General features: G+C 44.6%; 19 protein-coding genes. 12 read left to right on the forward strand and 7 right to left on the reverse strand.

Annotated elements, in window-relative coordinates:
- The first annotated feature begins 1 nt into the window (after position 1).
- Genes GSF13_RS10010 through rlmM form a run of 4 tightly spaced genes read left to right on the forward strand, consistent with a single transcriptional unit; the run spans position 2 to position 3002 of the window.
- A complete protein-coding gene (locus tag GSF13_RS10010; protein ID WP_128725963.1) occupies positions 2-907 on the forward strand; it encodes a transcriptional regulator GcvA in 906 nt (301 codons plus the stop codon).
- Complete coding sequence (locus GSF13_RS10015; RefSeq protein WP_211868079.1) at positions 904-1542, forward strand: alpha/beta family hydrolase; 639 nt, start codon at positions 904-906, stop codon at positions 1540-1542. The genes GSF13_RS10010 and GSF13_RS10015 overlap by 4 nt, the downstream gene beginning before the upstream one ends.
- Positions 1535-1903, forward strand: a complete 369-nt coding sequence (locus tag GSF13_RS10020) for a DUF423 domain-containing protein (RefSeq protein ID WP_017217933.1) — start codon at positions 1535-1537, stop codon at positions 1901-1903. Before GSF13_RS10015 ends, GSF13_RS10020 begins: the two co-directional genes overlap by 8 nt.
- 13 nt (positions 1904-1916) lie before the next feature.
- Positions 1917-3002, forward strand: coding sequence for a 23S rRNA (cytidine(2498)-2'-O)-methyltransferase RlmM (rlmM, locus tag GSF13_RS10025; protein ID WP_010607344.1), 1086 nt, complete (start codon positions 1917-1919; stop codon positions 3000-3002).
- A 208-nt stretch (positions 3003-3210) separates the two neighbouring features.
- On the opposite strand, the gene pilB is transcribed toward rlmM, so the two are convergent.
- From pilB to nadC, 6 genes are all read right to left on the reverse strand, one after another.
- Positions 3211-4887 carry a type IV-A pilus assembly ATPase PilB gene (pilB, locus tag GSF13_RS10030; protein WP_010607343.1) on the reverse strand — a complete coding sequence of 559 codons (1677 nt, stop codon included), beginning with the start codon at positions 4885-4887 and terminating at the stop codon, positions 3211-3213.
- Positions 4888-4996: 109 nt separating this feature from the next.
- Positions 4997-5626 (reverse strand): dephospho-CoA kinase, encoded by a 630-nt coding sequence (coaE, locus tag GSF13_RS10035; protein WP_211868081.1) that lies wholly within the window; start codon positions 5624-5626, stop codon positions 4997-4999.
- A 9-nt stretch (positions 5627-5635) separates the two neighbouring features.
- Positions 5636-6514 carry an A24 family peptidase gene (locus GSF13_RS10040; protein ID WP_211868083.1) on the reverse strand — a complete coding sequence of 293 codons (879 nt, stop codon included), beginning with the start codon at positions 6512-6514 and terminating at the stop codon, positions 5636-5638.
- Positions 6515-6648: 134 nt separating this feature from the next.
- Positions 6649-7878 carry a type II secretion system F family protein gene (locus GSF13_RS10045; protein ID WP_211868085.1) on the reverse strand — a complete coding sequence of 410 codons (1230 nt, stop codon included), beginning with the start codon at positions 7876-7878 and terminating at the stop codon, positions 6649-6651.
- A gap of 61 nt (positions 7879-7939) precedes the next feature.
- Positions 7940-8398, reverse strand: a complete 459-nt coding sequence (locus GSF13_RS10050) for a prepilin-type N-terminal cleavage/methylation domain-containing protein (protein WP_130126778.1) — start codon at positions 8396-8398, stop codon at positions 7940-7942.
- Positions 8399-9055: 657 nt separating this feature from the next.
- The gene (gene nadC / locus GSF13_RS10055) at positions 9056-9898 is read right to left on the reverse strand and encodes a carboxylating nicotinate-nucleotide diphosphorylase (RefSeq protein WP_211868994.1); all 843 of its coding nucleotides are present in this window, start codon (positions 9896-9898) and stop codon (positions 9056-9058) included.
- A gap of 543 nt (positions 9899-10441) precedes the next feature.
- Between nadC and ampD the strand changes: the two genes are divergently transcribed.
- Positions 10442-10984: a 1,6-anhydro-N-acetylmuramyl-L-alanine amidase AmpD gene (gene ampD / locus GSF13_RS10060; RefSeq protein WP_010607337.1), complete on the forward strand. Its 543-nt coding sequence runs from the start codon at positions 10442-10444 to the stop codon at positions 10982-10984.
- 6 nt (positions 10985-10990) lie between these two features.
- A complete protein-coding gene (gene ampE, locus GSF13_RS10065; protein ID WP_211868087.1) occupies positions 10991-11842 on the forward strand; it encodes a beta-lactamase regulator AmpE in 852 nt (283 codons plus the stop codon).
- 72 nt (positions 11843-11914) lie between these two features.
- On the opposite strand, the gene GSF13_RS10070 is transcribed toward ampE, so the two are convergent.
- Entirely contained in the window at positions 11915-14416 is a 2502-nt protein-coding gene (locus GSF13_RS10070) for a PilZ domain-containing protein (protein WP_211868089.1), read from the reverse strand.
- A gap of 128 nt (positions 14417-14544) precedes the next feature.
- Here GSF13_RS10070 and radA point away from each other — a divergent pair, with 128 nt between their 5' ends.
- The 6 genes from radA (at position 14545) to GSF13_RS10100 (ending at position 21291) form a co-directional block, all read left to right on the forward strand.
- Positions 14545-15915 (forward strand): DNA repair protein RadA, encoded by a 1371-nt coding sequence (gene radA / locus GSF13_RS10075; RefSeq protein WP_010370516.1) that lies wholly within the window; start codon positions 14545-14547, stop codon positions 15913-15915.
- 15 nt (positions 15916-15930) lie between these two features.
- Positions 15931-16854 (forward strand): DUF945 family protein, encoded by a 924-nt coding sequence (locus tag GSF13_RS10080; RefSeq protein WP_010607334.1) that lies wholly within the window; start codon positions 15931-15933, stop codon positions 16852-16854.
- 196 nt (positions 16855-17050) lie between these two features.
- Entirely contained in the window at positions 17051-17614 is a 564-nt protein-coding gene (locus tag GSF13_RS10085) for a UPF0149 family protein (protein ID WP_026000986.1), read from the forward strand.
- A gap of 1 nt (position 17615) precedes the next feature.
- Positions 17616-18926, forward strand: a complete 1311-nt coding sequence (gene pepP / locus GSF13_RS10090) for a Xaa-Pro aminopeptidase (RefSeq protein ID WP_211868091.1) — start codon at positions 17616-17618, stop codon at positions 18924-18926.
- Between the two features lie 12 nt (positions 18927-18938).
- Entirely contained in the window at positions 18939-20111 is a 1173-nt protein-coding gene (ubiH, locus tag GSF13_RS10095; protein ID WP_174170828.1) for a 2-octaprenyl-6-methoxyphenyl hydroxylase, read from the forward strand.
- A gap of 10 nt (positions 20112-20121) precedes the next feature.
- Complete coding sequence (locus GSF13_RS10100; RefSeq protein ID WP_211868099.1) at positions 20122-21291, forward strand: FAD-dependent monooxygenase; 1170 nt, start codon at positions 20122-20124, stop codon at positions 21289-21291.
- Positions 21292-21312: the final 21 nt, after the last annotated feature.

Here is a 21312-nt window from a genome sequence, read left to right on the forward strand (position 1 = left end):
AATGTCACGACGAGTTCCACCATTAAATGCATTAAAAGCCTTTGAGGCGGCGGCACGACACCTGAGCTTTACCAAAGCGGCGGAGGAGTTGTACGTCACTCAAGCTGCGGTTAGTCATCAAATTAAAATCTTAGAAGAACATCTAGGTTTAAAACTGTTTTTGCGCAAAAATCGCTCCTTACTATTAACTGAGGAAGGGCAGGGCTATTACCTCGATATTAAAGATATTTTTTCACAATTAATCGATGCGACTGAAAAGCTCCTAGCGCGAGGCGCAAAAGGGTCGTTAACGGTGAGTTTGACGCCGAGTTTTGCAATTCAATGGTTGGTACCAAGGCTGAGTAACTTTAACGAGTTGCACCCTGAAATCGACGTACGGATCAAAGCCCAAGATCACGACGACAACTCGTTAACGGATGACGTTGATGTCGCGATTTACTACGGTCGTGGTAATTGGAATGGGGTGCAAACCCATAAGCTACATACCGAGTACTTTGTGCCATTATGTAGCCCATTTTTGTTAACTGGCCCCAAACCGCTCAATCAGCCAAGCGATTTGGCCCAGCATACTTTGCTTCATGACACCACGCGTCGTGCTTGGAAGGCATGGATGAAAACCGCTGGGGTCAGAAATGTGGCAGTAAATACTGGGCCTATCTTCAGTCACTCCTCTATGGTGTTACAGGCAGCAATTCACGGCCAAGGTGTGGCGCTGGGCAATAGCGTACTGGCAAGACCGGATATAGATGCAGGGCGACTGGTTATTCCATTTAGCCACCACCTTGAAAGTAAAAATGCCTATTACTTGGTATTTAGAGAGTCGCAGTCAGAGCTGGGTAAAATAGTTTCATTCAAGGAATGGATGCTTGATATGGTAGAACACGAACAAGAGTTAAATAGTTTATGAGCGCAGTAAATATCGAATGGCACTATGCTGAAAATCCAGTTGCACAGTTTATTTTTGCCCATGGTGCAGGCGCAGGAAGCGATAGCGATTTTATGCAAGAAATGGCTAAATTGCTTGCCTCTAAGAGCGTTCAAGTTGGACTCTTTGACTTTGAATATATGCAGCAAGCTAAACAAGAAGGGAAAAAACGCCCACCAGAGCGTGCCCCTAAGCTACTTGCGTATTTTCAGCAAGTATTGGCAGCAGCAGAGCCAAGTTTACCGCTCTTTATTGGTGGTAAGTCTATGGGCGGGCGTATGGCATCTATGCTGGCCTGTGAAACCACCGTAAAAGTGGAAGGGGTACTTGCGTTTGGTTACCCATTCCACCCGCCAGGTAAGCCGGAAAAGCTCAGAGTGGACCATTTTCCTGAGCTGAAATGTCCGCTGCTCATTTTACAAGGCGAACGTGATACCTTTGGCAATCGTACAGAGGTTGATGCCATGTGCTTTCCAGAGCAAGTCATGGTGAAATGGCTCAAAGATGGCGACCATTCACTAAAGCCACGTAAGGTGAGTGGTGTAAGCGAGTTAGAGAGCCGTGCGAATGCTGCCGTGATTGCGGCGAATTTTATCAAGGAGCGCTGTCATGGCTAAGCTCTACTTGATTATTGGCAGCGTGTTTTGTTTATTGTCTGTGGCTCTAGGCGCGTTTGCCGCTCACGGTCTCAAAGGACGTTTGAGCGACTATGCCATTGGTATTTTTAACACGGCGGCACAGTACCAAATGACTCACGGCCTTGCCATTATTGCCACCGCGTTTTTGATCAAATGGGGCCTCAAGGTACAAGTTGCTGGTGGCTTTTTTATTGCGGGTGTATTGCTATTTAGTGGTAGTTTGTACTTACTTGCCTTAACCGGTATGAAATGGCTAGGGCCAATCACCCCAATCGGTGGTACCTGTTTTTTAATTGCTTGGATTTTATTGATAGTTCAAGCTGCTAAATCTTCCTTTTAATCTAGAGAATCTAATGTCGAGTATCGTTATCTATTGTCGCGGTGGTTTTGAAAGTGACGCCGCAGCCGAAATTAATCATTATGCTGCAAAGCATGGAATTGCTGGCTACGTAAAAGCTAAGCCGAATACTGCTTTTGTAACATTTGAGTGCTTTTCGCCAAATGATGCTGAGACCTTAGCGAAGAAAATCGACTTTAAGAAACTGGTGTTTGCAAGGCAGTGGTTTGTTGGCACTTTACATACCCATATGCCGATTGAAGACAGAGTGAGCGTGATAAAAGCGGCTGTGGAAGGTTTTCCTTTGTGTGGTGAGCTGCGCGTTGAAACGCCAGATACTAACGAAGGAAAAGAGCTTTCTAAATTCTGTAAAAAGTTTTCAACCCCATTGTCTAAGGCGCTCGAGAAACAAAACAAGCTGACTCGTGAGCTAAAACCTACCAAGCCTGTATTACACGTATTGTTTCTTGCCAATAACACCGCTTATGTCGGTTATTCGTTTAGTGATAACAATTCGCCATTCTTTATGGGGATCCCACGTCTGAGAATGCCATCGGACGCACCAAGCCGCTCGACGCTAAAATTAGACGAGGCATTCCATGTCTTTGTGCCTAAAGATCAGCAAGAGACACGTGTGCGTGCGGGGATGCGAGCCGTTGATTTAGGTGCTTGTCCTGGTGGTTGGACATACCAACTCGTACGCCGTGGCATGTTTGTCGCCTCAATCGATAATGGCCCGATGAATGATGACCTGATGGAAACGGGACAAGTGAAGCACTACCGTGAAGATGGATTCAAATATCGCCCAGAAAAGCGCAATATTGATTGGCTGGTGTGTGATATGGTCGAAAAGCCAACGCGTGTTGCAGATTTAATGGTGGACTGGGTGGTGAATGCGTTCGCTCGAGAACTGATCTTTAACTTAAAGCTACCGATGAAAAAACGCTTCGATAGCGTGTATGAATGTCTTACGCTTATCCATGAAGAGCTGCAAAAGTACAATGTGGATTATGAGATCCAAGCAAAGCACCTATATCATGACCGTGAGGAAGTCACGGTACATATTAATGTGCTTAAAGTACCGCAAAATTTGTATAGCTGATTTGTAGGAGCGATTTCACATCGCGATATTTTACATAAAGATCGCCGCGTAAAGCGGCTCCCACACAGGCGCTATCTTATTTGTGGGAGCGATTTTACATCGCGATATTTTTCATCAAGCTCGCCGCATAAAGCGGCTCCCACACGGGTGTTAGCTTAGTTGTAGGTGCGATTTCACATCGCGATCTTTTTGTCTTAATCAATCAGTCTTAATAGCTTGTTACGCGGTTGATTTCTGTAAGCGATGTCACCCCTGCGGCGGCTTTTTTCAGGCCAGACTTACGTAAGTTATCAAAACCTAACTGCTCTGCTTTTTCGGCAATCTCAAGAGAATTGCCGCCTTCCATGATCAGGTGTGAAAGCTCTGGCGTGATTTTTACCACTTCATATATACCCACACGGCCTTTGTAACCATCGGTGCAGTTTTCACAGCCTTTAGGCGCAAAAAGGGTAATCTCTTTAATTTGCTCGGCTGTAAAGCCTTGCCCTAGCAAGGCTTCTTCCGGCAGCGTTTCAGGTGTTTTACACTTAGGGCAAAGGCGTCTTGCGAGACGCTGAGCAATAATCAAACTCACCGAGCTTGCTACGTTGTATGCCGGCACGCCCATGTTTAATAGACGGGTGAGCGTTTCAGGCGCAGAATTGGTGTGCAGCGTACTCAATACTAAGTGACCGGTTTGGGCGGCTTTTATCGAGATCTCAGCGGTTTCAAGGTCACGGATCTCACCAACCATCACGACATCCGGATCCTGACGCAAAAATGCTCTCAAGGCATTGGCGAAGGTCATATCCGCTTTGGTATTGATTTGTACTTGGTTAATACCCTCAAGGTTTATTTCGACAGGGTCTTCCGCTGTGCTGATATTGCGCTCTGGCTGATTAAGAATATTCAAGCCAGTGTAAAGTGACACGGTTTTACCGGAACCCGTTGGGCCGGTTACCAAAATCATGCCTTGAGGCTGCTCTAGTGCGTCGAGGTAAAGCTGCTTTTGCTCAGGTTCATAACCTAGCACGTCAATGCCGAGCATGGCGCTGGACGAATCTAGAATACGCATTACGATTTTCTCGCCCCACATGGTAGGCAGCGTACTCACACGAAAGTCGATACTTTTGCGCTCGGAAATCTTTAATTTAATGCGGCCATCTTGCGGTTTACGTTTTTCCGCTATGTCTAAGTGCGCCATCACTTTGATACGGGCGGCGAGGCGAGTAGCCAGTGTGTTTGGTGGACTTGCCATCTCATGCAGCAGGCCATCGATACGAAAACGCACGCGGTATTTTTTTTCGTAGGGCTCAAAGTGCAGATCCGACGCGCCTTTTTTTATCGCGTCCATTAAGATTTTATTGATATAAACGATGATTGGCGCATCGTCTTTATCTTCGTTGGTGTTTTGCTGTTTAGGCTCGTCATCAACTTCTAAGTCGGCAAATTCTTTAAATTCTTCTTCAGAGATCGAGAGACCGCCCGTTGCATCAAACAGCTGATCAATCTTTGCTTCGAGCTTTTTGTAGTCGGCGACTAAGACTTCACACTGTAATCCAGTACTAAACTCAAAGTTTTCAAATGCGCCGAAATCAGTAGGGTCGGAGGCCGCTACATAGAGTTTTCTACCTTTTTGTACCAGCGGTAAAATATGGTGCTTACGGATCAGCTTTTCTTTGACTAGCGCCGGTGGAATTTCACTAACGTTAAAGTGATCAAGATTAAAAAAGGGCACCTTAAATAAGTCTAGGCATTCTTCAGCTAGCTCTTTGGAGCTCATTCCTGAACTTAGGCAAATCAACTCGGCGGTGGTGTTTGCTTCTGACTGGCGAGACTTTATTTGCTCAGCAGTAACTCGCCCTAAGGTAATAAATTTACGCAGTAGCGGGGAATGATGTTCCATAGTACCTCTTTGCCTTCACATTGAATGCATATTCAATATTTATCATTAAGTTGGAAAAATGCCAAGCTATCACTGTGAGTGTAGATTAAGTTTTACAGCCAAGTCTAGCCTAATTATTTAGTCTTACTTTCACTTTTGCTAGATTGATAAACTCATTGTGTAATCTATCTGTCTCTTGCAGGCTTTCAACTAGCGGTCGGTCGTTGTCTAGTATGTAGTCCGCTTTTGCTTGTTTATCTGAGCGCGGCAACTGCGACTCGATAATACGGTTTACTTGCGCTGCATCTACCGAATCACGGCTAATTGTTCTCGCGATTTGCGTATCAACGGCGACATCAACAAGTAAAGTGGCGTCGCAATAGCGCTCTAAGCCATTTTCGAACAGCAGGGGCGCCGCTAAAACCACGTAATCGCTTTGCGCTGCGTTTAACTGCGTGAGTATTTCATTACGGATAAGCGGGTGAAGTAGCTCATTAAGCCACTGTTTTTTATCGGCATCAGCAAAAATAATGGCTCTTAACTTAGCCCTGTCTAAGTTGCCGTCAGGCTGTAAAATGGCACTGCCAAACTCATCAGTAATTGCTTGTAGCCCAGTGCTGCCTAGTGCGACTACTTCTCGTGCAACGATATCGGCGTCAACAACCACTATCCCTTTTTGCTGCAAGTGATTAGTGATGGCCGTTTTACCCGCACCAATACCGCCCGTCACCCCTAAAATCCAATTATTCGTTTTTAGCATTGTCTTACTTTACATTATTAAGTTTACGTACCACAGCTGTAGCTGCTCGCCGTACATTAGGGTGATCCAGCCTGCGATGGCTAAGTAAGGGCCAAATGGGATTGGGGTGGCTTTATCTCGGCCTTGAACACTTAACTGGATACTACCAATAATTGCGCCGACTAGGCTTGAAAGTAGTACTATGGTTAAGATTGCTTGCCAGCCCATCAATGCACCAAAGATGGCTAGCAGTTTAAAGTCGCCATAGCCCATGCCTTCTTTACCTGTGAGTAATTTAAAGAGCCAATACACACTCCATAAACTCAAATAACCTATCGCCGCACCAATGATGGCATCATTGGGTTCGATGCCAACACCAAAACAACTGGCAACTAGTACTAACCATAAGGTTGGTAGCGTTAACTGATCAGGCAGCAACATTTCGTCGATATCGATAACCGTAAGTGCGACTAATACCCAAGTAATCAAAATGTACAGAGTGGCTTCTAAAGTGGCACCAAAATGCCACGCAACCCATGTGGAGAGTAGGGCGGTTGTTAGCTCTACCAAAGGATAGCGGACAGAGATTGACGCGTCGCAGTGGTTGCATTTGCCTTTTAATAATAGCCAGCTGATCAGTGGAATGTTTTGCCACGCTTTAATCGGCGTTTTGCAGCTCGGGCAATGAGAATTTGGTTTTACTAAATTAAATACGGGTGCTTCAGTGGTTTGTGTTGGTAGCTCATCGGCAAGCAACACGCGACATTCTGATTGCCAGCCCTGCTTCATCATTTTAGGTAAGCGAAGAATAACCACATTGAGAAAGCTACCGATGCAAAGGCTGACGAGTCCGACGGTGAGTAACCAATACCATAACTGGGTTTGCATCAAGTTGATAATATCTTGCATAAGTTGGGCGCTTGCTTATATTTTTTTGTTTAAATTACCGAGGCATACTCGGTATGGATTTTTGCAGTTTACCACATAGCACTATTGAGAGGCACAGCACTGCACCTCTTAATAGTGTAATTTTGTGAACAAAATTAAATAACTGAACCTAGTTGGAATATCGGTAAGTACATGGCGATAATCAGGCCACCGATCAGTACGCCGAGTACCACCATAATTAATGGTTCTAATAGGCTAGATAGGCCATCCACCGCATCATCGACTTCTTGCTCATAAATGTTAGCGACCTTTGCCAGCATACCGTCTAAAGAACCCGATTCTTCACCAATAGACACCATTTGCACTACCATATCTGGAAAGACTTTGGTGTTATGCATTGCCCAGTGCATTTGGTTACCCGAGTTAACCTCTGCTTTTATTTCTTTAATTGCGTTTTTGTAAATAATATTGCCCGACGCACCTGCGGCAGAATCTAGTGCATCGCCAAGGGGAACACCCGCTGCAAAGGTGGTAGAAAGCGTACGAGCATAACGCGCCACCGCCGCTTTTTTCAGGATCTCGCCAATCACTGGAATACGTAAAACCATACGATCGTTAAAATGCTTTACCGCAGCACTGCGAATAAGCATTTCTTTATAGGTATAACCAAAAAGGCCAATACCAAGCACAAATACCCACCAGTATTCCTGCATAAATTCGGAAATCGCGATAACCATTAGGGTAAAGGCAGGGAGTTCAGCACCAAAACCAGCAAAGATATCTTGAAATTGAGGTACAACAAATATCAATAATATTGAAGTAACAATTAGCGCGACAACAATCACAGCAATTGGATAAAACAGCGCCTTTTTGATTTTAGACTTTAACGCTTCTGTTTTTTCTTTATAGAGTGCGATGCGGTCAAATATGGTATCAAGTGCACCAGACTGTTCACCTGAATGGACAAGATCACAATAAAGTTCATCAAAATATCTAGGGTAAGCTCTTAGTGATTTAGCAAGTGGCTGGCCTGCCTTTACTTCATCACAAATATGGCTGATTAATTTAGATAAGCTTTTATTTTTTATGCCACGAGCAAGCATATCCAATGTTTGTACTAAAGAAACACCCGCCATTAACATTGTAGCAATTTGACGAGTTGTCGTTGCAATATCAACAGTTTTAATTTTTTGAGTACCAGAAAAGCCAAAGAGAGGTTTAGGCTTGCGTTTAACTTTGGAAGGTGTGATTCCTTGTTTACGTAATTGGGCTTTAACTAGAGCCACGCTCTGTCCAGTCATTTCGCCATTGAGCTTTTTGCCTCGACTATTAAAGCCAGCCCAAATAAAGGTATCAAGGTTTGATTCGTTTTTTTTTGATTTCATTTCATTAGAATTGAAGAAGGTATAGCTTTAAAAGTCTAGCTATACCTCGCTATAACAGATATTAAGAAACTGTTCCAGTACAAGTACCTGGTAACCAATTTAGTTTGTTTGCGGCATCAACAGTAGCTGTACAGCGCCACCCAAATACACTAAAAGATGTAGCAAATGAATCTGAGTCAGCTGGGGTATCTGCAGCGGTCAATGGTGTTAGGACTAGAGAAATACCTGACATATCACCTTGACCCGTAACTGTAATCGCTCCTCCTGAATCTACCGCCGTTGCGGAGACATATTGAGATGCAGCATCTCCTGTAGAGCATGAAGTTGGGGCTGTGCCTAACTGTGCCCTTTCTTCAATACATGCTTTCGGCATACTAGTTGCAGCCAGTAATTCTGAAGCTTTCGCACGGTTCACATAATCAGTGTAAGCAGGTAAAGCAATAGCTGCAAGAATACCGATGATTGCGATAACAATCATTAGTTCGATTAGGGTAAAACCACCCTGTTGTTTTTGAGTCATGATGTGTCTCCTAAATTTTAAGTGACTTAACCATAATAGGTTTAAGTTAAGCGTTTATTAAAACCTTTGCAATAATTACCAATCCATCGAATCAACAAACTGGTGTGCTCAAATTGACTTAACGGTGACCAAGAAGATGCAACAAGTTCATCATTCAAAAATCTTAAAAGCTAAACCCGTTAAGTTTGTGACCGTTCCCTAATCAACTAGAAGTGTAGCACCGATTTAGTTTCAGCGATCACAATTAACATTTACTTTAATAGTAAACGCTGATGCCTACAATCAAATTTTAATAATAAATTATTGATTCTCTTGCGATAGCGCAAGCTTTCCTAATATCGGTTCAAAAAACGAACGGAATTAATCGTTACTGAACATTAAGATCTTGTTACACTCTAGTTCTTTTGTCGTATTTAACGGGTTTTAAGTAGGTTTGTCAACGAAATAGAAAACTTTCTCTATTACGGAGGGTTACAGAGTGAGTGCAACACTATTTGCTGGTACAAAGTGGTATTCTTTTTAAAAATGAAAATCCGATATCTTAAGGAGCGGAAAAATCAGCTGAGGTGAGTGATTTACTGGTTACTTGATAGCACTATAAAAAGAAAGGGCCCGGCAATGAGCCCTATCAGAGCGCTTTTTTAAATTTAGCGAAAGTTATTCGAAGCGCATCGACAGGTCGATGCTTTGTACATGTTTGGTCAGTGCGCCGCTTGAAATAAAATCAACACCGGCTTGTGCGTAAGTCGTCAAAATTTCAATGGTCATATTACCAGAGACTTCCAGCTTGGCTTTGCCTTGGGTGATTTCAACCGCTTGTTGAATTTCACTTACGCTGAAGTTGTCCAGCATAATAATATCGCTGCCAGCATCTAAGGCTTGTTGTAATTCGCCTAGGTTTTCTACTTCAACTTCTACCGGCTTGTCTGGGTGGTTATTACGCGCAGTCGCAACGGCTTTGGCGATACTGCCACAGGCGGCAATGTGGTTTTCTTTAATAAGATACGCGTCGAAGAGGCCAATTCTGTGATTTTTACCACCGCCACATTTAACGGCGTATTTTTGTAGTGCTCTTAATCCTGGGATGGTTTTACGTGTATCCAGCAGTTTAGTTTGCGTACCACTTAAAATCTCAACATATTTTGCTGTGGTGGTTGCCGTGCCCGATAGCGTTTGTACAAAGTTAAGCGCCGTGCGCTCTGCGGTTAGAACCGCTCTTGCTGAGCCGCTTGCGGTAAATAAGCGAGTGTTGGCGGCAACAAAATCGCCGTCGTTCACAAGTACGTTGACGCTAACACTTGGGTCAACTTGTTGAAAAACTTCTTCGATTAACGCCTTGCCAACGAACACACAATCTTCCCTTGTGATCACATAGGCATTTGCTTGCTGCGTTTCTGGGATAAGGGCTGCGGTAATATCACCTTCGTTCGGTGTTTGATAATTAAGGTCTTCGTCTAGCGCCTGCTTTACCAATTGGCTGATAAGGTTTTGGTCAATCATAGGTTGTCTTTTCATTTTTTCTGCAATGGCCGAATTTTACGCGCGTTTGCCTAGGAGTACAATTGATGGAGAAGAAATCACGAAATTTGGCGGGGTGGCTTTTATTTCGCGGGGTAAACCCGCTGCTACGGTTATGTGTTGTGGTTTGATGTTGAGCCCTTGTGTGTTTTCGTAGCAGCGACTTTATGTCGCGACAGAGTATTTGAAATACAAAGCCGTGTTTGTAAAGAGTGAGTTGATGGCCAAAATGGAGGTCGCGGGGTAAACCCGCTGCTACGGTTATGTGTTGTTTACTGTTGAGCCCTTGTGTGTTTTCGTAGCAGCGACTTTATGTCGCGACAGAGTATTTGAAATACAAAGCCGTGTTTGAAGGGAGTGAGTTGACTGCCAAAACGGAGGTCGCGGGGTAAACCCGCTGCTACGGTTAGGTGTTGTTTGTTGTGATTTGATGTCGCGACACTATTGTTATACTAAACCCATCCCTACCTTTTGTCTTATTTTGTCTTTATAATCGAATGCAAACCAAGGCTTGGAACTAATACTTTGAATTGGCTACCTTTTGCTAAACACAAGCAATCCCCCCATTACGATGAAAGACCACAAGCGTGTGAGATAGATTTACTGGTGGTCCACAATATCTCGCTGCCTGCAGGGTGCTTTGGCACGCCGTACGTGGAAGAGTTATTTATGGGCACGCTGGACTGCGGCGCACATCCAACTTTTTCTGACTTAGAGGGAGTAAGAGTGTCGGCGCACTGCGTTATACGTCGTGACGGTAGCATCACCCAATACGTTCCCTTCATTGAACGGGCTTGGCATGCTGGAGTGTCGCAGTGGCAAGGTCGAACGCGTTGTAATGACTTTGCAATTGGTATTGAAATGGAGGGTACAGACACCACGCCATATACCGAAGCACAATATGCGAGTTTAGTAAAAACAACGCGTTGGCTGCAGCAGCACTATCCAAAGCTGACGAATGATCGTATTGTAGGGCACAATGATATTGCTCCTGGAAGAAAGACAGATCCGGGGGCTGCATTTGATTGGCAGCATTATTTTACCTTGTTAAATAACCAAGAGAGCTAGGCAAGCATGATCTTAATTTCTATCATCATCGCGCTTATTATTGAACGACTTGGCGCGCGGGCGAATTACTGGCAAGTCGACTATTACCTGCAAAGTTACTATGCGAAAACCAAATCTTGGACCCAGCCAAATGCCATGTTGGGCTCGCATTTCGGTGTGATGCTTTGGTTAGTTATTCCTGCATTGGTCGTTGCTTTTATTTACAGTCTAAGTGACTTTATATTTTGGCAGTTTGCAATCAATATCTGTGTGCTCTTAGTCTGTTTTGGTTGTGCAAAATATCGCAAGCTTTATAAAGGCTATTTAAATGCGCTGACCAGAGGTGATAACGAAGCGGCTACGCTTTATGCGTTACAAATGGGGCAAGACAAATTAGAAGATGAGCCGGGCGGCGAGACGTTTGGTCAGACGCTTTCGTGGATCAACTTTCAACATTACTGCGGAGTTATTTTTTGGTTTGTGGCGTTGGGCGCGCCGGGCGCTGTGCTATATGCGATGGTAAGGCAGATTGTGCATTGGCATCATGAGCAAGAAAATCCGCCACTACAGCATGTGTTTGAGCAGTTTTGCCGGTTATTTTATTGGCTAAATTGGCTTCCTGCTCGGATCGCAAGCTTTGGTTTTTTGATCATCGGTAACTTCAGTAAAGGCACGTCAAGTTGGTTGAAGTATGTGCTAGATTTTAAAACCACAAATCGTCAAATCGTCACAAGCACTGCACTTGCGGCTGAGCAAATTGAGCAACAGTTTTTAGGTTGTACTTTTGAAGCAAGCTGTATGATGCGCCTCGTGAAACGTAATATTTTGTTTTATCTCGTGATTATCGCAGTATTAACCCTATTTGGTTGGGTGGAGTAGCCCTAGCTGCAAATCACACCTACCTTTATAACAATGCTCCATATACCGTAAGCGTATAGGGAGCATTTGAAATCAGTGTTTAAAGTTGGTCTCTAACCAGCGTTTTTTCTGCTCTTCCATTTTGGTAACAAGCGGCGCATCAAAGCCCATATTCCGAATCACATAATCCGTAACGTCTATCAAATCACACACCCCAGTTACTGACCAAAGCGCTTCTTCTAGGTCTTTTGCTTTGTGGATTGCATAGTGGCTTACATAGCGCAGCTCATTCGCAAGGTAATCCATATCTGGGCGGCCGGTTTTTGATACATAAAGCTGATAGACAAAGAGTAGGTCATTGCGCAGTGCTTTTTTAGCATACAAGTACAAACTGTCAATAGACTCATCATGAGCGATAACTTGCGCACCAACCGCCTCATGTTGATTGGTTTGGCTTGGATTGAACTTAATAAACACCAAGTATTTAAGCGGTTTATCTTGTCGCGATTTCGCCTTTAGAATTTCTGTTAGCTTTTCTTCGACGAAACGCTCGGGGAAAATCGCCTTGGCGTCCAAAGTGTTATCGTCATTATCACTAAACGAATGCAATAAGTGGTGAAGGGATGTCGGGTAAAGCCCCTGTCCAATTGCTCCCACCGCATTATGTGAGGTCTCTTTGTGTAAATAAAGTGGAAACTGACAAACGGATTTAGTCACCATGTTACGCAGTGCAAGTGATAGTCCCGGTACCTTTGGTGCTTCATCACAAGCAACTAGCTTGTCTTTATTACTCTCAATAAGGGCTTTAAAGAACCCCATGGCAGAATGGTCGAGTTGACCTATTTTCTGCACTTTCAAGTTAATGATAGTTTTAGTTTTATTGACCATCATCACTTCATAGCGCAAATTCGTTAAATTATGCTGCTTTGTCAATTTTTGTAAATCAACTAAGTCCAAATGTATCGAGTCACCTTTATTAAGCGGCATTTCTTGGCCGCACTCTATTTGTAAACCCATGACAGAAAAATCACGGGTAACGCAGTTGAAAGTGCCTTGACCATCAATATGAACGACGACATTGGTTTTATAAAGATAGCGTCTGTGTGCACGTAAGTTAACGTATTCTAACGCAACCACCTCAAGTGGAGGAGGTGTGGCTGATTTGCCGTGACCGAACTTCTTTAATTGATTAACTAAGCTTTGTTCATAACTCAGACGTTGGAATCGCTCAGTGATAGACGGGTTTCCGATATCTGTCAGTAACATGAGATATTTTACGTCTTGGATAAAGCCTTGCACCCTTGGCGTGGGGCGTTTATTTAGCTTTTCGACATTTTTACCTGCACTTGCAGGAAGCGAAAGTGGGATAAAGGCGTCTTCATGGTGACTTGGCATCAACTGAACTTTAAACGTGCGCCAGCTGTCTTTTTGGCTGCCAAAGGCAAAAAACAGATCGTTTAGCTGCTGCATTTCTTCCAGCTCAAAGTCAAAGGCTGAGTAAAAGTACATTTTACCTTGACTAGAGTGAGTAAACACATGGCATACCGCTTCTTTTACCGCGCCACAAAGCGTTAGCAGTCGCTGCATTCGTTTTTGGTTGAAGACGGAATATAGGCTTGATTGCTTTCTTTCGTCTTCAAAGTAGTAATTGATGTAAGCGTTATTTTCGTTGGTAAGCACCATGCTTGGATAAAGTTGTTTTTGTTTCTCACTGATGAAAACAAACAAAGAGCAGACCCGTGGTAGATAGTATTGCTCATAGCCCTTACAAACAACGGCGTCCAGAGTGTTGTCGAGATTTATTTTATAACGGCGCTTATTACCGTGAATAAAGCTATTTAAAAAGTCATCAAACCCTTGGTTTTTCTCGATAAATGTACGTTTTAAGCGAACTTGATTATATTCAATCGTACCCGGTTCTACGGCGACAACTTCATACTGAATACCTTCTTTCAAGCCAAGTTCAAAGTCTTGCTCGAGACCCACCAAGCGGATCGAAATGATTTGTCCGGGATCTACTTGCTGATTGGTTGGTAATTTTATTTTAGCGCCGCTGAGGGAAATATCGGAGGTAGTAGCGGAAACCTTAGGACGATTTTTTGCCAGTTCCACTGTGATCTTAATGGAGTAATTCATGCGCTCTTCAGAGCGACTTTCGTATGACGCGAAACGAACGAGTTTAGTGTAGTTATGATTGACCGCGTCCTTTTCTACCTCTTCTTCGCGTGCTTGGGCCTGCTTTTGCATGACCTTATAATTATTGTCGGTACTCATTACGGATTCGTAAACTGCAAGGGTATAACCCCCGTGTTTAGCGACTTCTCGCTCGAATACCTCAATGGCCAAGTCATCCATAAAATGCTGTTTGCCTTCATATTCATAAGGCTTAACTTGACCTGCGACTTGTCCTCTGAGGTCAATAAATCGTGCCACGGGCTGAGATAGCCGCGACATTTCCATTTTTAATAGAAATTGGTCCGGCTTGGACAGGTCCGCAGTACGTTGCTTAAATATGCGATCAAAAGCCGGATCGCCAAGATCCAGTTTTAAATCCTCAATTAAGCTTTGATATTTTTGTAATCTATCTTCAGGCATAAACAGTTTTACACGCGCTCATTTTATGTGACCAGTTGGGTCACCGCCAATATTATGTCAACATTGGCGCTTTATTAGTTTATTCTTAACCTATTATTGTGTTTAAGCAAGATATATACCTGTAATTTATGGCAAAAAAGAAAACAGCATTTGTATGTAGCGATTGTGGTGCCGAATTCGCGCGTTGGCAAGGCCAATGCTCGGAGTGTAAGGCATGGAATACCGTAACGGAGTTTCGCGTTCCGTCAGCAAAATCGGTCCCTCAAGGCGGTTCAACGTCAGGCTATGCCGGCCTTGTTGAAGCTAAAGTACAAACCTTAGATGAAGTTAACCTAGAGCAGTTACCGCGATTTTCAACTGGCTTTAAAGAGTTTGACCGTGTCCTTGGTGGTGGAGTTGTACCGGGAAGTGCAATATTAATCGGTGGTAGCCCCGGCGCTGGTAAGAGTACGGTGCTGCTGCAAACCATGTGTCGCCTTGCCGAAACCATGAACACTTTGTATGTCACCGGTGAAGAGTCGCTGCAACAAGTTGCCATGCGTGCGACACGATTGGGGCTGCCTACAAATAAGTTAAAAACACTCGCAGAAACCAATGTTGAGACGATTTGCCAGCTCGCACTTCGTGAAAAACCAAGCATTATGGTCATCGATTCGATTCAAGTAATGCATATGAGTGATATTCAATCTGCACCGGGGTCGGTTTCTCAAGTACGTGAAAGCGCGGCCTATTTGACGCGTTTTGCCAAAACCAATCAGGTCGCCATTATCATGGTGGGACACGTAACTAAAGACGGCACACTTGCCGGCCCTAAGGTGCTGGAGCATTGTATTGACTGCTCTATTTTACTGGAAGGCAGTGCCGACAGCCGCTTTAGAACATTGCGTGGCAATAAAAACCGTTTTGGTGCTGTAAACGAGTTGGGTGTGTTTGCGATGACAAGCCAAGGTCTAAAGGAAGTAAACAATCCTTCGGCCATTTTCTTAAATCGTGGTGAAGCGCAAACACCAGGCTCATTAGTTATGGTTATTTGGGAAGGCACGCGGCCACTCCTTGTGGAAGTTCAAGCGCTAGTCGACTATTCACAGCTCGCCAACCCGCGTCGCGTCACTGTTGGTTTGGAACAAAATCGCCTAGCCATGCTACTTGCGGTACTGCATCGTCACGGTGGTTTGCAGGTGTCGGATCAAGATGTGTTTGTAAACGTCGTAGGCGGTGTCAAAGTGACCGAAACCAGTGCTGATTTAGCCTTGATAGCCGCACTGGTTTCAAGCTTTAAAAACCAAACCTTAGACAGGCAGCTGGTGGTATTTGGTGAGGTGGGGTTAGGAGGTGAGATCCGCCCGGTGCCAAGTGGGCAAGAGCGATTGCGTGAAGCATCTAAGCATGGATTTACAAGAGCAATTGTACCAAAAGCAAATAAACCAAAAGAAAATATTGAAGGGATGGAAATTGTTGCCGTCTCTAGCCTTAGCGAAGCGCTTGAGGCACTTTTTTAAATAATGGAGTGAAATATGAATAAGTCCACATTAGCAGTTGCCGTTGTGGTACTAGCGGGCGCAGGGTATGTTGGCGCCAACTATTATGTAAATGAGCAAGTGAAGCAAGAAATCACCAAGCAAATAGAAAACTTCGAACAAGACAGTGGCCTTACGGTGAGTTTTGCAAACAGCTCTGTTGATTTGTTTACCCGTGGTGTAGAAATTACCGACCTAACAATTTCACAAGTCGATGAAAATATTCCCATATTTACCATTGAGAAGTTAAATGTTGTGGGTTACGAGCAAGACAAAATCAGCCCCTATACCGAGCTTGACCTAGTCGGTTTAAAATTAGCAAAAGAAGCTGAAGAGTTTACCCAAGGGATGTCGCCGGAGCTGGTGAATGCAACGTACCATTTGAATACAAGTCTCGCTTATGATGAAGCATCTGGCGCCAGCGAGTTTACATTCGCATCTTCTGCAGAAGGCATTGCAAAGAGCTCTTTTAATGCTGCGTTTGGAAACAGTAAGGCCCTTATGGATGCTTCATTAGCGGCATCAAAAATTCAAAGTGATACACCAAACCTTGAACAAGAGCTTCAAGTGCAGTCGCAAATGATGGCGGCAATGCAATCGCTCGAATTAAAATCGCTGGCTGTTAATATTGACAATGCAGGCAGCTTACCTCAGTTACTTGAGTCTGAAATTGCTCAGCAGGGTATGAGCAAGGCTGACTTTCAGGCGATTGTTGCCCAGCAACTACAAATGATGATGCTACCTGCTGAAATTCAAACGGCTGTGAATGACTTTGCCAATGGAATGGAGTCACTTTCTATATCTGTTTCGATACCACAAAGTCAAAGTATGATGGCTCTGGGGCAGCAATTATCTATGGCTATGGCGCAAAATCCAGAAACACTGTCGGAACTTATCGAGATCAACGCGAGCGGTAAGTAAAGCTAATCCAGCATGGTTAAAGGGATTTTGGGCTTGCTCCTAAATCCCTTCATCTCTCATAAGCCCACTCATTCGCAATATTAGTTTTACCAAATTGGTGAAATCTAAAGCAGCCTTGAGGTTGATCATACAATTCGTTGGAGTTGCAAAGGCTGCGGTGGTAGCATTGGAGTATCAATTGCTTGGGAATGTATTTATGAGCGAATTCAAAGACTACCAGCAAGCTCAATTGCTATTAGAAAAACACGAATTATTTATTGCCCCCGCCGAAGTTCACGGCACCATTTCTGGGCTATTGGCCTGTGGTCTGAATATCGAAGATTCAGAGTATTTAGGGCTATTGAGTGACGTATTTAACGACGGTCAAAAATTTTCAGCGCCAATTAGAGAATTTTGCATCGATTTATATAAGCAAGTTGCCGAGCACTTCAACGACGGCGAGTTTCAGTTTGAACTGTATTTGCCGCCAGAAGATGAGTCATTACATGACCAAGCTAACGCACTGATTGCTTGGGTATCAGGCTTTTTACTTGGCTTTGGTTTAAAGCAAAAAGATTACGGTAAGTTATCTGCTGATGTTAAAGAAGTGATTAACGATTTTAGCGAAATAACTAAGCTTGATACTGGTTTTGAAGACAGCAATGACGATAAAGAAGCACTGCTCGAAGTGGTAGAATATGTGCGTGTTTCTACACTGCTATGCTTTGCCGAGATGGGTAAAGAACCCCAGTCCGTTAGCACATCAAAGACGATACATTAATATGATAAAAAACAGCGAGTTTGTAGCACGTCGTGCGCGTCTTATTGCGGCATTAGATAACAACGCCGTAGCGATTATTCCTGCGGCCGTAGAGTTAACCCGTAGCCGCGACACTGAATTTCCATTTCGCCAAGATAGCGACTTTTTTTACCTGACTGGATTTAAAGAGCCGGATGCGGTTTTGGTGCTTACGAAAGACAGAGACGGCAATGCGCAGTCTACGCTGTTTTGTCGTAATAAAGATAAGGTTGCTGAGATTTGGCATGGTCGCCGTATGGGCTATGAGCAAGCTAAATCGCAACTTGAACTTGACCAAACCTTTGCGCTGAGTGACTTAGACGACGAGCTATTAAATCTTGTGAATGGTCGCAAGGTATTATTCTACGGACAAGGCACATATAGCGCCTTTGATGATAAGGTTTGGCAGCTACTAAGCACATTGCGTGGTGCACCGAAAAAGGGCTATCGCGCACCTGAGATCATCAAAGATATTCGTCCACTCGTCCATGAAATGCGCTTATTTAAGTCGGCTGCTGAAATCGCCATCATGCGCGAAGCGGGCAGGATCAGTGCTGAGGCGCACAAACGCGCCATGCAGTTTGCCAAGCCGGGCGCAACGGAATACCAGCTTGAAGCCGAAATTCATCATCATTACGCAATGAATGGGGCGCGTCACCCAGCCTATGGCACCATTGTTGGCAGCGGCATCAATGCGACGATTTTACACTACACCGACAACTGTGATGCGCTACTGGACGGCGACTTAGTACTGATTGATTCGGGTTGTGAGCTTGAAGGCTATGCGGCTGATATAACTCGTACTTTCCCAGTAAACGGCCAGTTTACTGATGCGCAGCGCAAGATTTATGAGTTGGTATTGGCCGCGCAAAATGCCGCCTTTGGTGAAGTAAAACCGGGTGGTACATTAGTCAAAGCCAATCAAATTGCGATGACCGTATTGACTCAAGGGCTAGTAGATTTAGGCATTCTTGCGGGCGACGTTAATGAACTCGTAGAAGCACAGGCATGCAAAGCTTTTTACATGCATGGTTTAGGTCATTGGCTAGGTCTTGATGTTCACGATGTCGGTGAATACAAGTTAGATGAAGCAGATCGTCCATTTGAACCTGGCATGGTACTTACCATTGAGCCGGGTCTGTATTTTGACGAAGATGCGCAAGTTCCTGATGAGTATAAAGGAATTGGCATTCGTATCGAAGATGATTTGTTGGTCACTGAGTCAGGCTATGAAAACTTAACCGTACTGGTGCCAAAAACCATCGCAGAAATAGAAGCATTAATGAATAACTAGTGGACACTTTGCGTGCAACAGTTTGATGTCGTCGTGGTTGGTGGTGGTATGGCAGGAGCCAGCGCCGCCATCGCCATAAAAAAAGTCTCTCCGCAGGCAAAGATTGCGGTTATTGAAGCCTTTGCGCCCAAAGGTAAGCAGCATCCAAGTTTTGACGACCGTAGTATTGCGCTTGCTGCGCAATCGGTCGCATTTTTGGGCGAGCTAAATCTATTTAATCCCGAGTGGCAGTACGTTGAGCCAATCACACAAGTGAATGTTTCAGACAGAGGTCACTTCGGTAAAGCGTGGATAAACCCTGAAGACTACAACCAAAAAGCGTTGGGCTATGTAGTTGAAGTCAATCCCTATGGCAGATTTTTACACGAGCAGCTGAGCAATCTTGATATTGCACTGTTTTGCCCAAACCAAGTGGCGCATATACATCAACAACCTGAACAGGTTGAACTGGTCCTCGATAATGGTGAGCAATTACAAAGTCGATTATTGGTTGTTGCTGACGGCGCGAATTCTCCTACGCGAACTAAACTCAATATCGGCTTTGATAGCATAGGCTATGAGCAAGGCGCGTTGATTGCCAATGTGCAGATTGACTCAACTCATGGTGGTCAGGCATTTGAACGCTTTACTGAGCATGGACCAATGGCACTTCTGCCAATGAGTGATAATCGTTATTCGCTGGTGTGGTGTATGCCAAATGAACACCTTAGCGAGTTTGAAGCGATGACAGCACACGAGTTTTTAGCTGCATTGCAGCAAGCCTTTGGTTATCGCGCTGGGCGCTTTGTGCAAGTGGGTATGAGAGCAAGCTACCCGCTAGTGCTTGGGCGAGTAGAGCAACTCACTCATCATCGGGTGGTGGTGATTGGCAATGCGGCGCATGCCATTCATCCCATTGCAGGACAGGGCTTTAATTTAGGTCTACGAGATATTCAAGTCCTAACCTCACAATGTCAGGCGAACGTGCTTGATGAGTGGGGAAGTTTTCAATTTACGCGTGCTTATCAACTGGCGCGAGCGCAAGATATTAATACGGTGATGACATTAACCGATGCGCTCGTTCGACTATTTTCAAACTCATCAAGAACCTTAGCCTTAGGCCGTAGTTTAGGTCTACTCACCATGGCGCTGTCCAAAACAGCAAGGGCGCCGCTGGCCAAGCAATTGATGGGATATAAAGGATAAAGGAGTTGGCATGCAACAAGTTCAAGTTTGTATTGTTGGTGGTGGATGTGTTGGTTTAACGCTGGCGCTAGGGCTTGCGCAGCAAAATATCTCGGTATTAGTGCTAGACAGTGGTGAAAAGCCAACACCATTGGCACAAGAATACAGCGCACGCGTGAGCGCGATAAGCGCTGCAAGTCAGGCTTTATTTGAGCGCTTGGGCGTGTGGCCTGATATTAAAGCGCAGCGCGCCGCGGCATATACTCGTATGGATGTACGCGATAAAGACAGCTTTGGTAAAATCGCCTTTGATAATGTCTCGTTAGACTTACCTGAGCTTGGTCACATCATTGAAAACGACGCCATTCGCTATGCCTTGTTAACAGCACTTGAAGCACAGCAATCGGCCAAGCTGATGTGGAACACAAAATACCAAAGCTTGCACCAAACAGACACCGATGTGCTGTTAACCTTAGCGACTGGTGAACCTGTGATGGCGAAACTAGTGGTGGCAGCTGATGGCGCACGTTCGGCTATTCGCCAGCAGTTTAATATGCCAATCACGTATTGGGATTATGATCACCATGCGCTGGTTGCAACGATAAAAACCGCAGCGCCACATGATGCAACAGCAAGACAAGTGTTCCTTCCTGATGGGCCGCTGGCCTTTTTGCCGCTTGATGATCCACATACTCATTCAATTGTATGGTCTACCGCACCGGATAAAGCAAAGCAGCTACAAGCCATGCCGGTCGAGGCGTTTAATAAAGCGTTGAGTGCTGCAATTGATATGCAGTGCGGTGTGTGTGAATTGATTAGCGAAAGACATGTTTTTCCATTGACCATGCGTTATGCAAAACAATGGGTGCAAGGGCGGATCGTTTTAATGGGCGACGCGGCACATACCATTCACCCGCTTGCAGGTCTTGGCATGAATTTAGGGCTAAAAGACGCTGCCTATTTGATCACCTTGTTATCAGCACCGCAAGAGCAATTTGCCAGCACACGGATACTGCGCCAATATGAGCGCAGCAGAAAAGCAGATGCTCAAAAGCATATTGCCATGATGCAAGGACTTAAAGAGCTGTTTGAAGGCAGTCACCCGCTTAAAAAGCTAGTACGTGGTGTGGGCCTGAGCTTGGTCGACAACCTCGGCCCAATCAAACACCTGTTCGCCAAAGAAGCGATAGGCGGTAAATAAAAAGATCGCCGCGTAAAGTGT

The organism is Pseudoalteromonas sp. M8 (assembly GCF_018141365.1).
Classification (GTDB): Bacteria; Pseudomonadota; Gammaproteobacteria; order Enterobacterales; family Alteromonadaceae; genus Pseudoalteromonas.

Excerpts from the sequence above, each read along its gene's own strand:
- GSF13_RS10010 (WP_128725963.1), top strand. The coding sequence starts at position 2 with ATGTCACGACGAGTTCCACCATTAAATGCATTAAAAGCCTTTGAGGCG.
- GSF13_RS10015 (WP_211868079.1), top strand. The coding sequence starts at position 904 with ATGAGCGCAGTAAATATCGAATGGCACTATGCTGAAAATCCAGTTGCA.
- GSF13_RS10020 (WP_017217933.1), top strand. The coding sequence starts at position 1,535 with ATGGCTAAGCTCTACTTGATTATTGGCAGCGTGTTTTGTTTATTGTCT.
- rlmM (WP_010607344.1), top strand. The coding sequence starts at position 1,917 with ATGTCGAGTATCGTTATCTATTGTCGCGGTGGTTTTGAAAGTGACGCC.
- pilB (WP_010607343.1), bottom strand. The coding sequence starts at position 4,887 with ATGGAACATCATTCCCCGCTACTGCGTAAATTTATTACCTTAGGGCGA.
- coaE (WP_211868081.1), bottom strand. The coding sequence starts at position 5,626 with ATGCTAAAAACGAATAATTGGATTTTAGGGGTGACGGGCGGTATTGGT.
- GSF13_RS10040 (WP_211868083.1), bottom strand. The coding sequence starts at position 6,514 with ATGCAAGATATTATCAACTTGATGCAAACCCAGTTATGGTATTGGTTA.
- GSF13_RS10045 (WP_211868085.1), bottom strand. The coding sequence starts at position 7,878 with ATGAAATCAAAAAAAAACGAATCAAACCTTGATACCTTTATTTGGGCT.
- GSF13_RS10050 (WP_130126778.1), bottom strand. The coding sequence starts at position 8,398 with ATGACTCAAAAACAACAGGGTGGTTTTACCCTAATCGAACTAATGATT.
- nadC (WP_211868994.1), bottom strand. The coding sequence starts at position 9,898 with ATGATTGACCAAAACCTTATCAGCCAATTGGTAAAGCAGGCGCTAGAC.
- ampE (WP_211868087.1), top strand. The coding sequence starts at position 10,991 with ATGATCTTAATTTCTATCATCATCGCGCTTATTATTGAACGACTTGGC.
- GSF13_RS10070 (WP_211868089.1), bottom strand. The coding sequence starts at position 14,416 with ATGCCTGAAGATAGATTACAAAAATATCAAAGCTTAATTGAGGATTTA.
- radA (WP_010370516.1), top strand. The coding sequence starts at position 14,545 with ATGGCAAAAAAGAAAACAGCATTTGTATGTAGCGATTGTGGTGCCGAA.
- GSF13_RS10080 (WP_010607334.1), top strand. The coding sequence starts at position 15,931 with ATGAATAAGTCCACATTAGCAGTTGCCGTTGTGGTACTAGCGGGCGCA.
- GSF13_RS10085 (WP_026000986.1), top strand. The coding sequence starts at position 17,051 with ATGAGCGAATTCAAAGACTACCAGCAAGCTCAATTGCTATTAGAAAAA.
- pepP (WP_211868091.1), top strand. The coding sequence starts at position 17,616 with ATGATAAAAAACAGCGAGTTTGTAGCACGTCGTGCGCGTCTTATTGCG.
- GSF13_RS10100 (WP_211868099.1), top strand. The coding sequence starts at position 20,122 with ATGCAACAAGTTCAAGTTTGTATTGTTGGTGGTGGATGTGTTGGTTTA.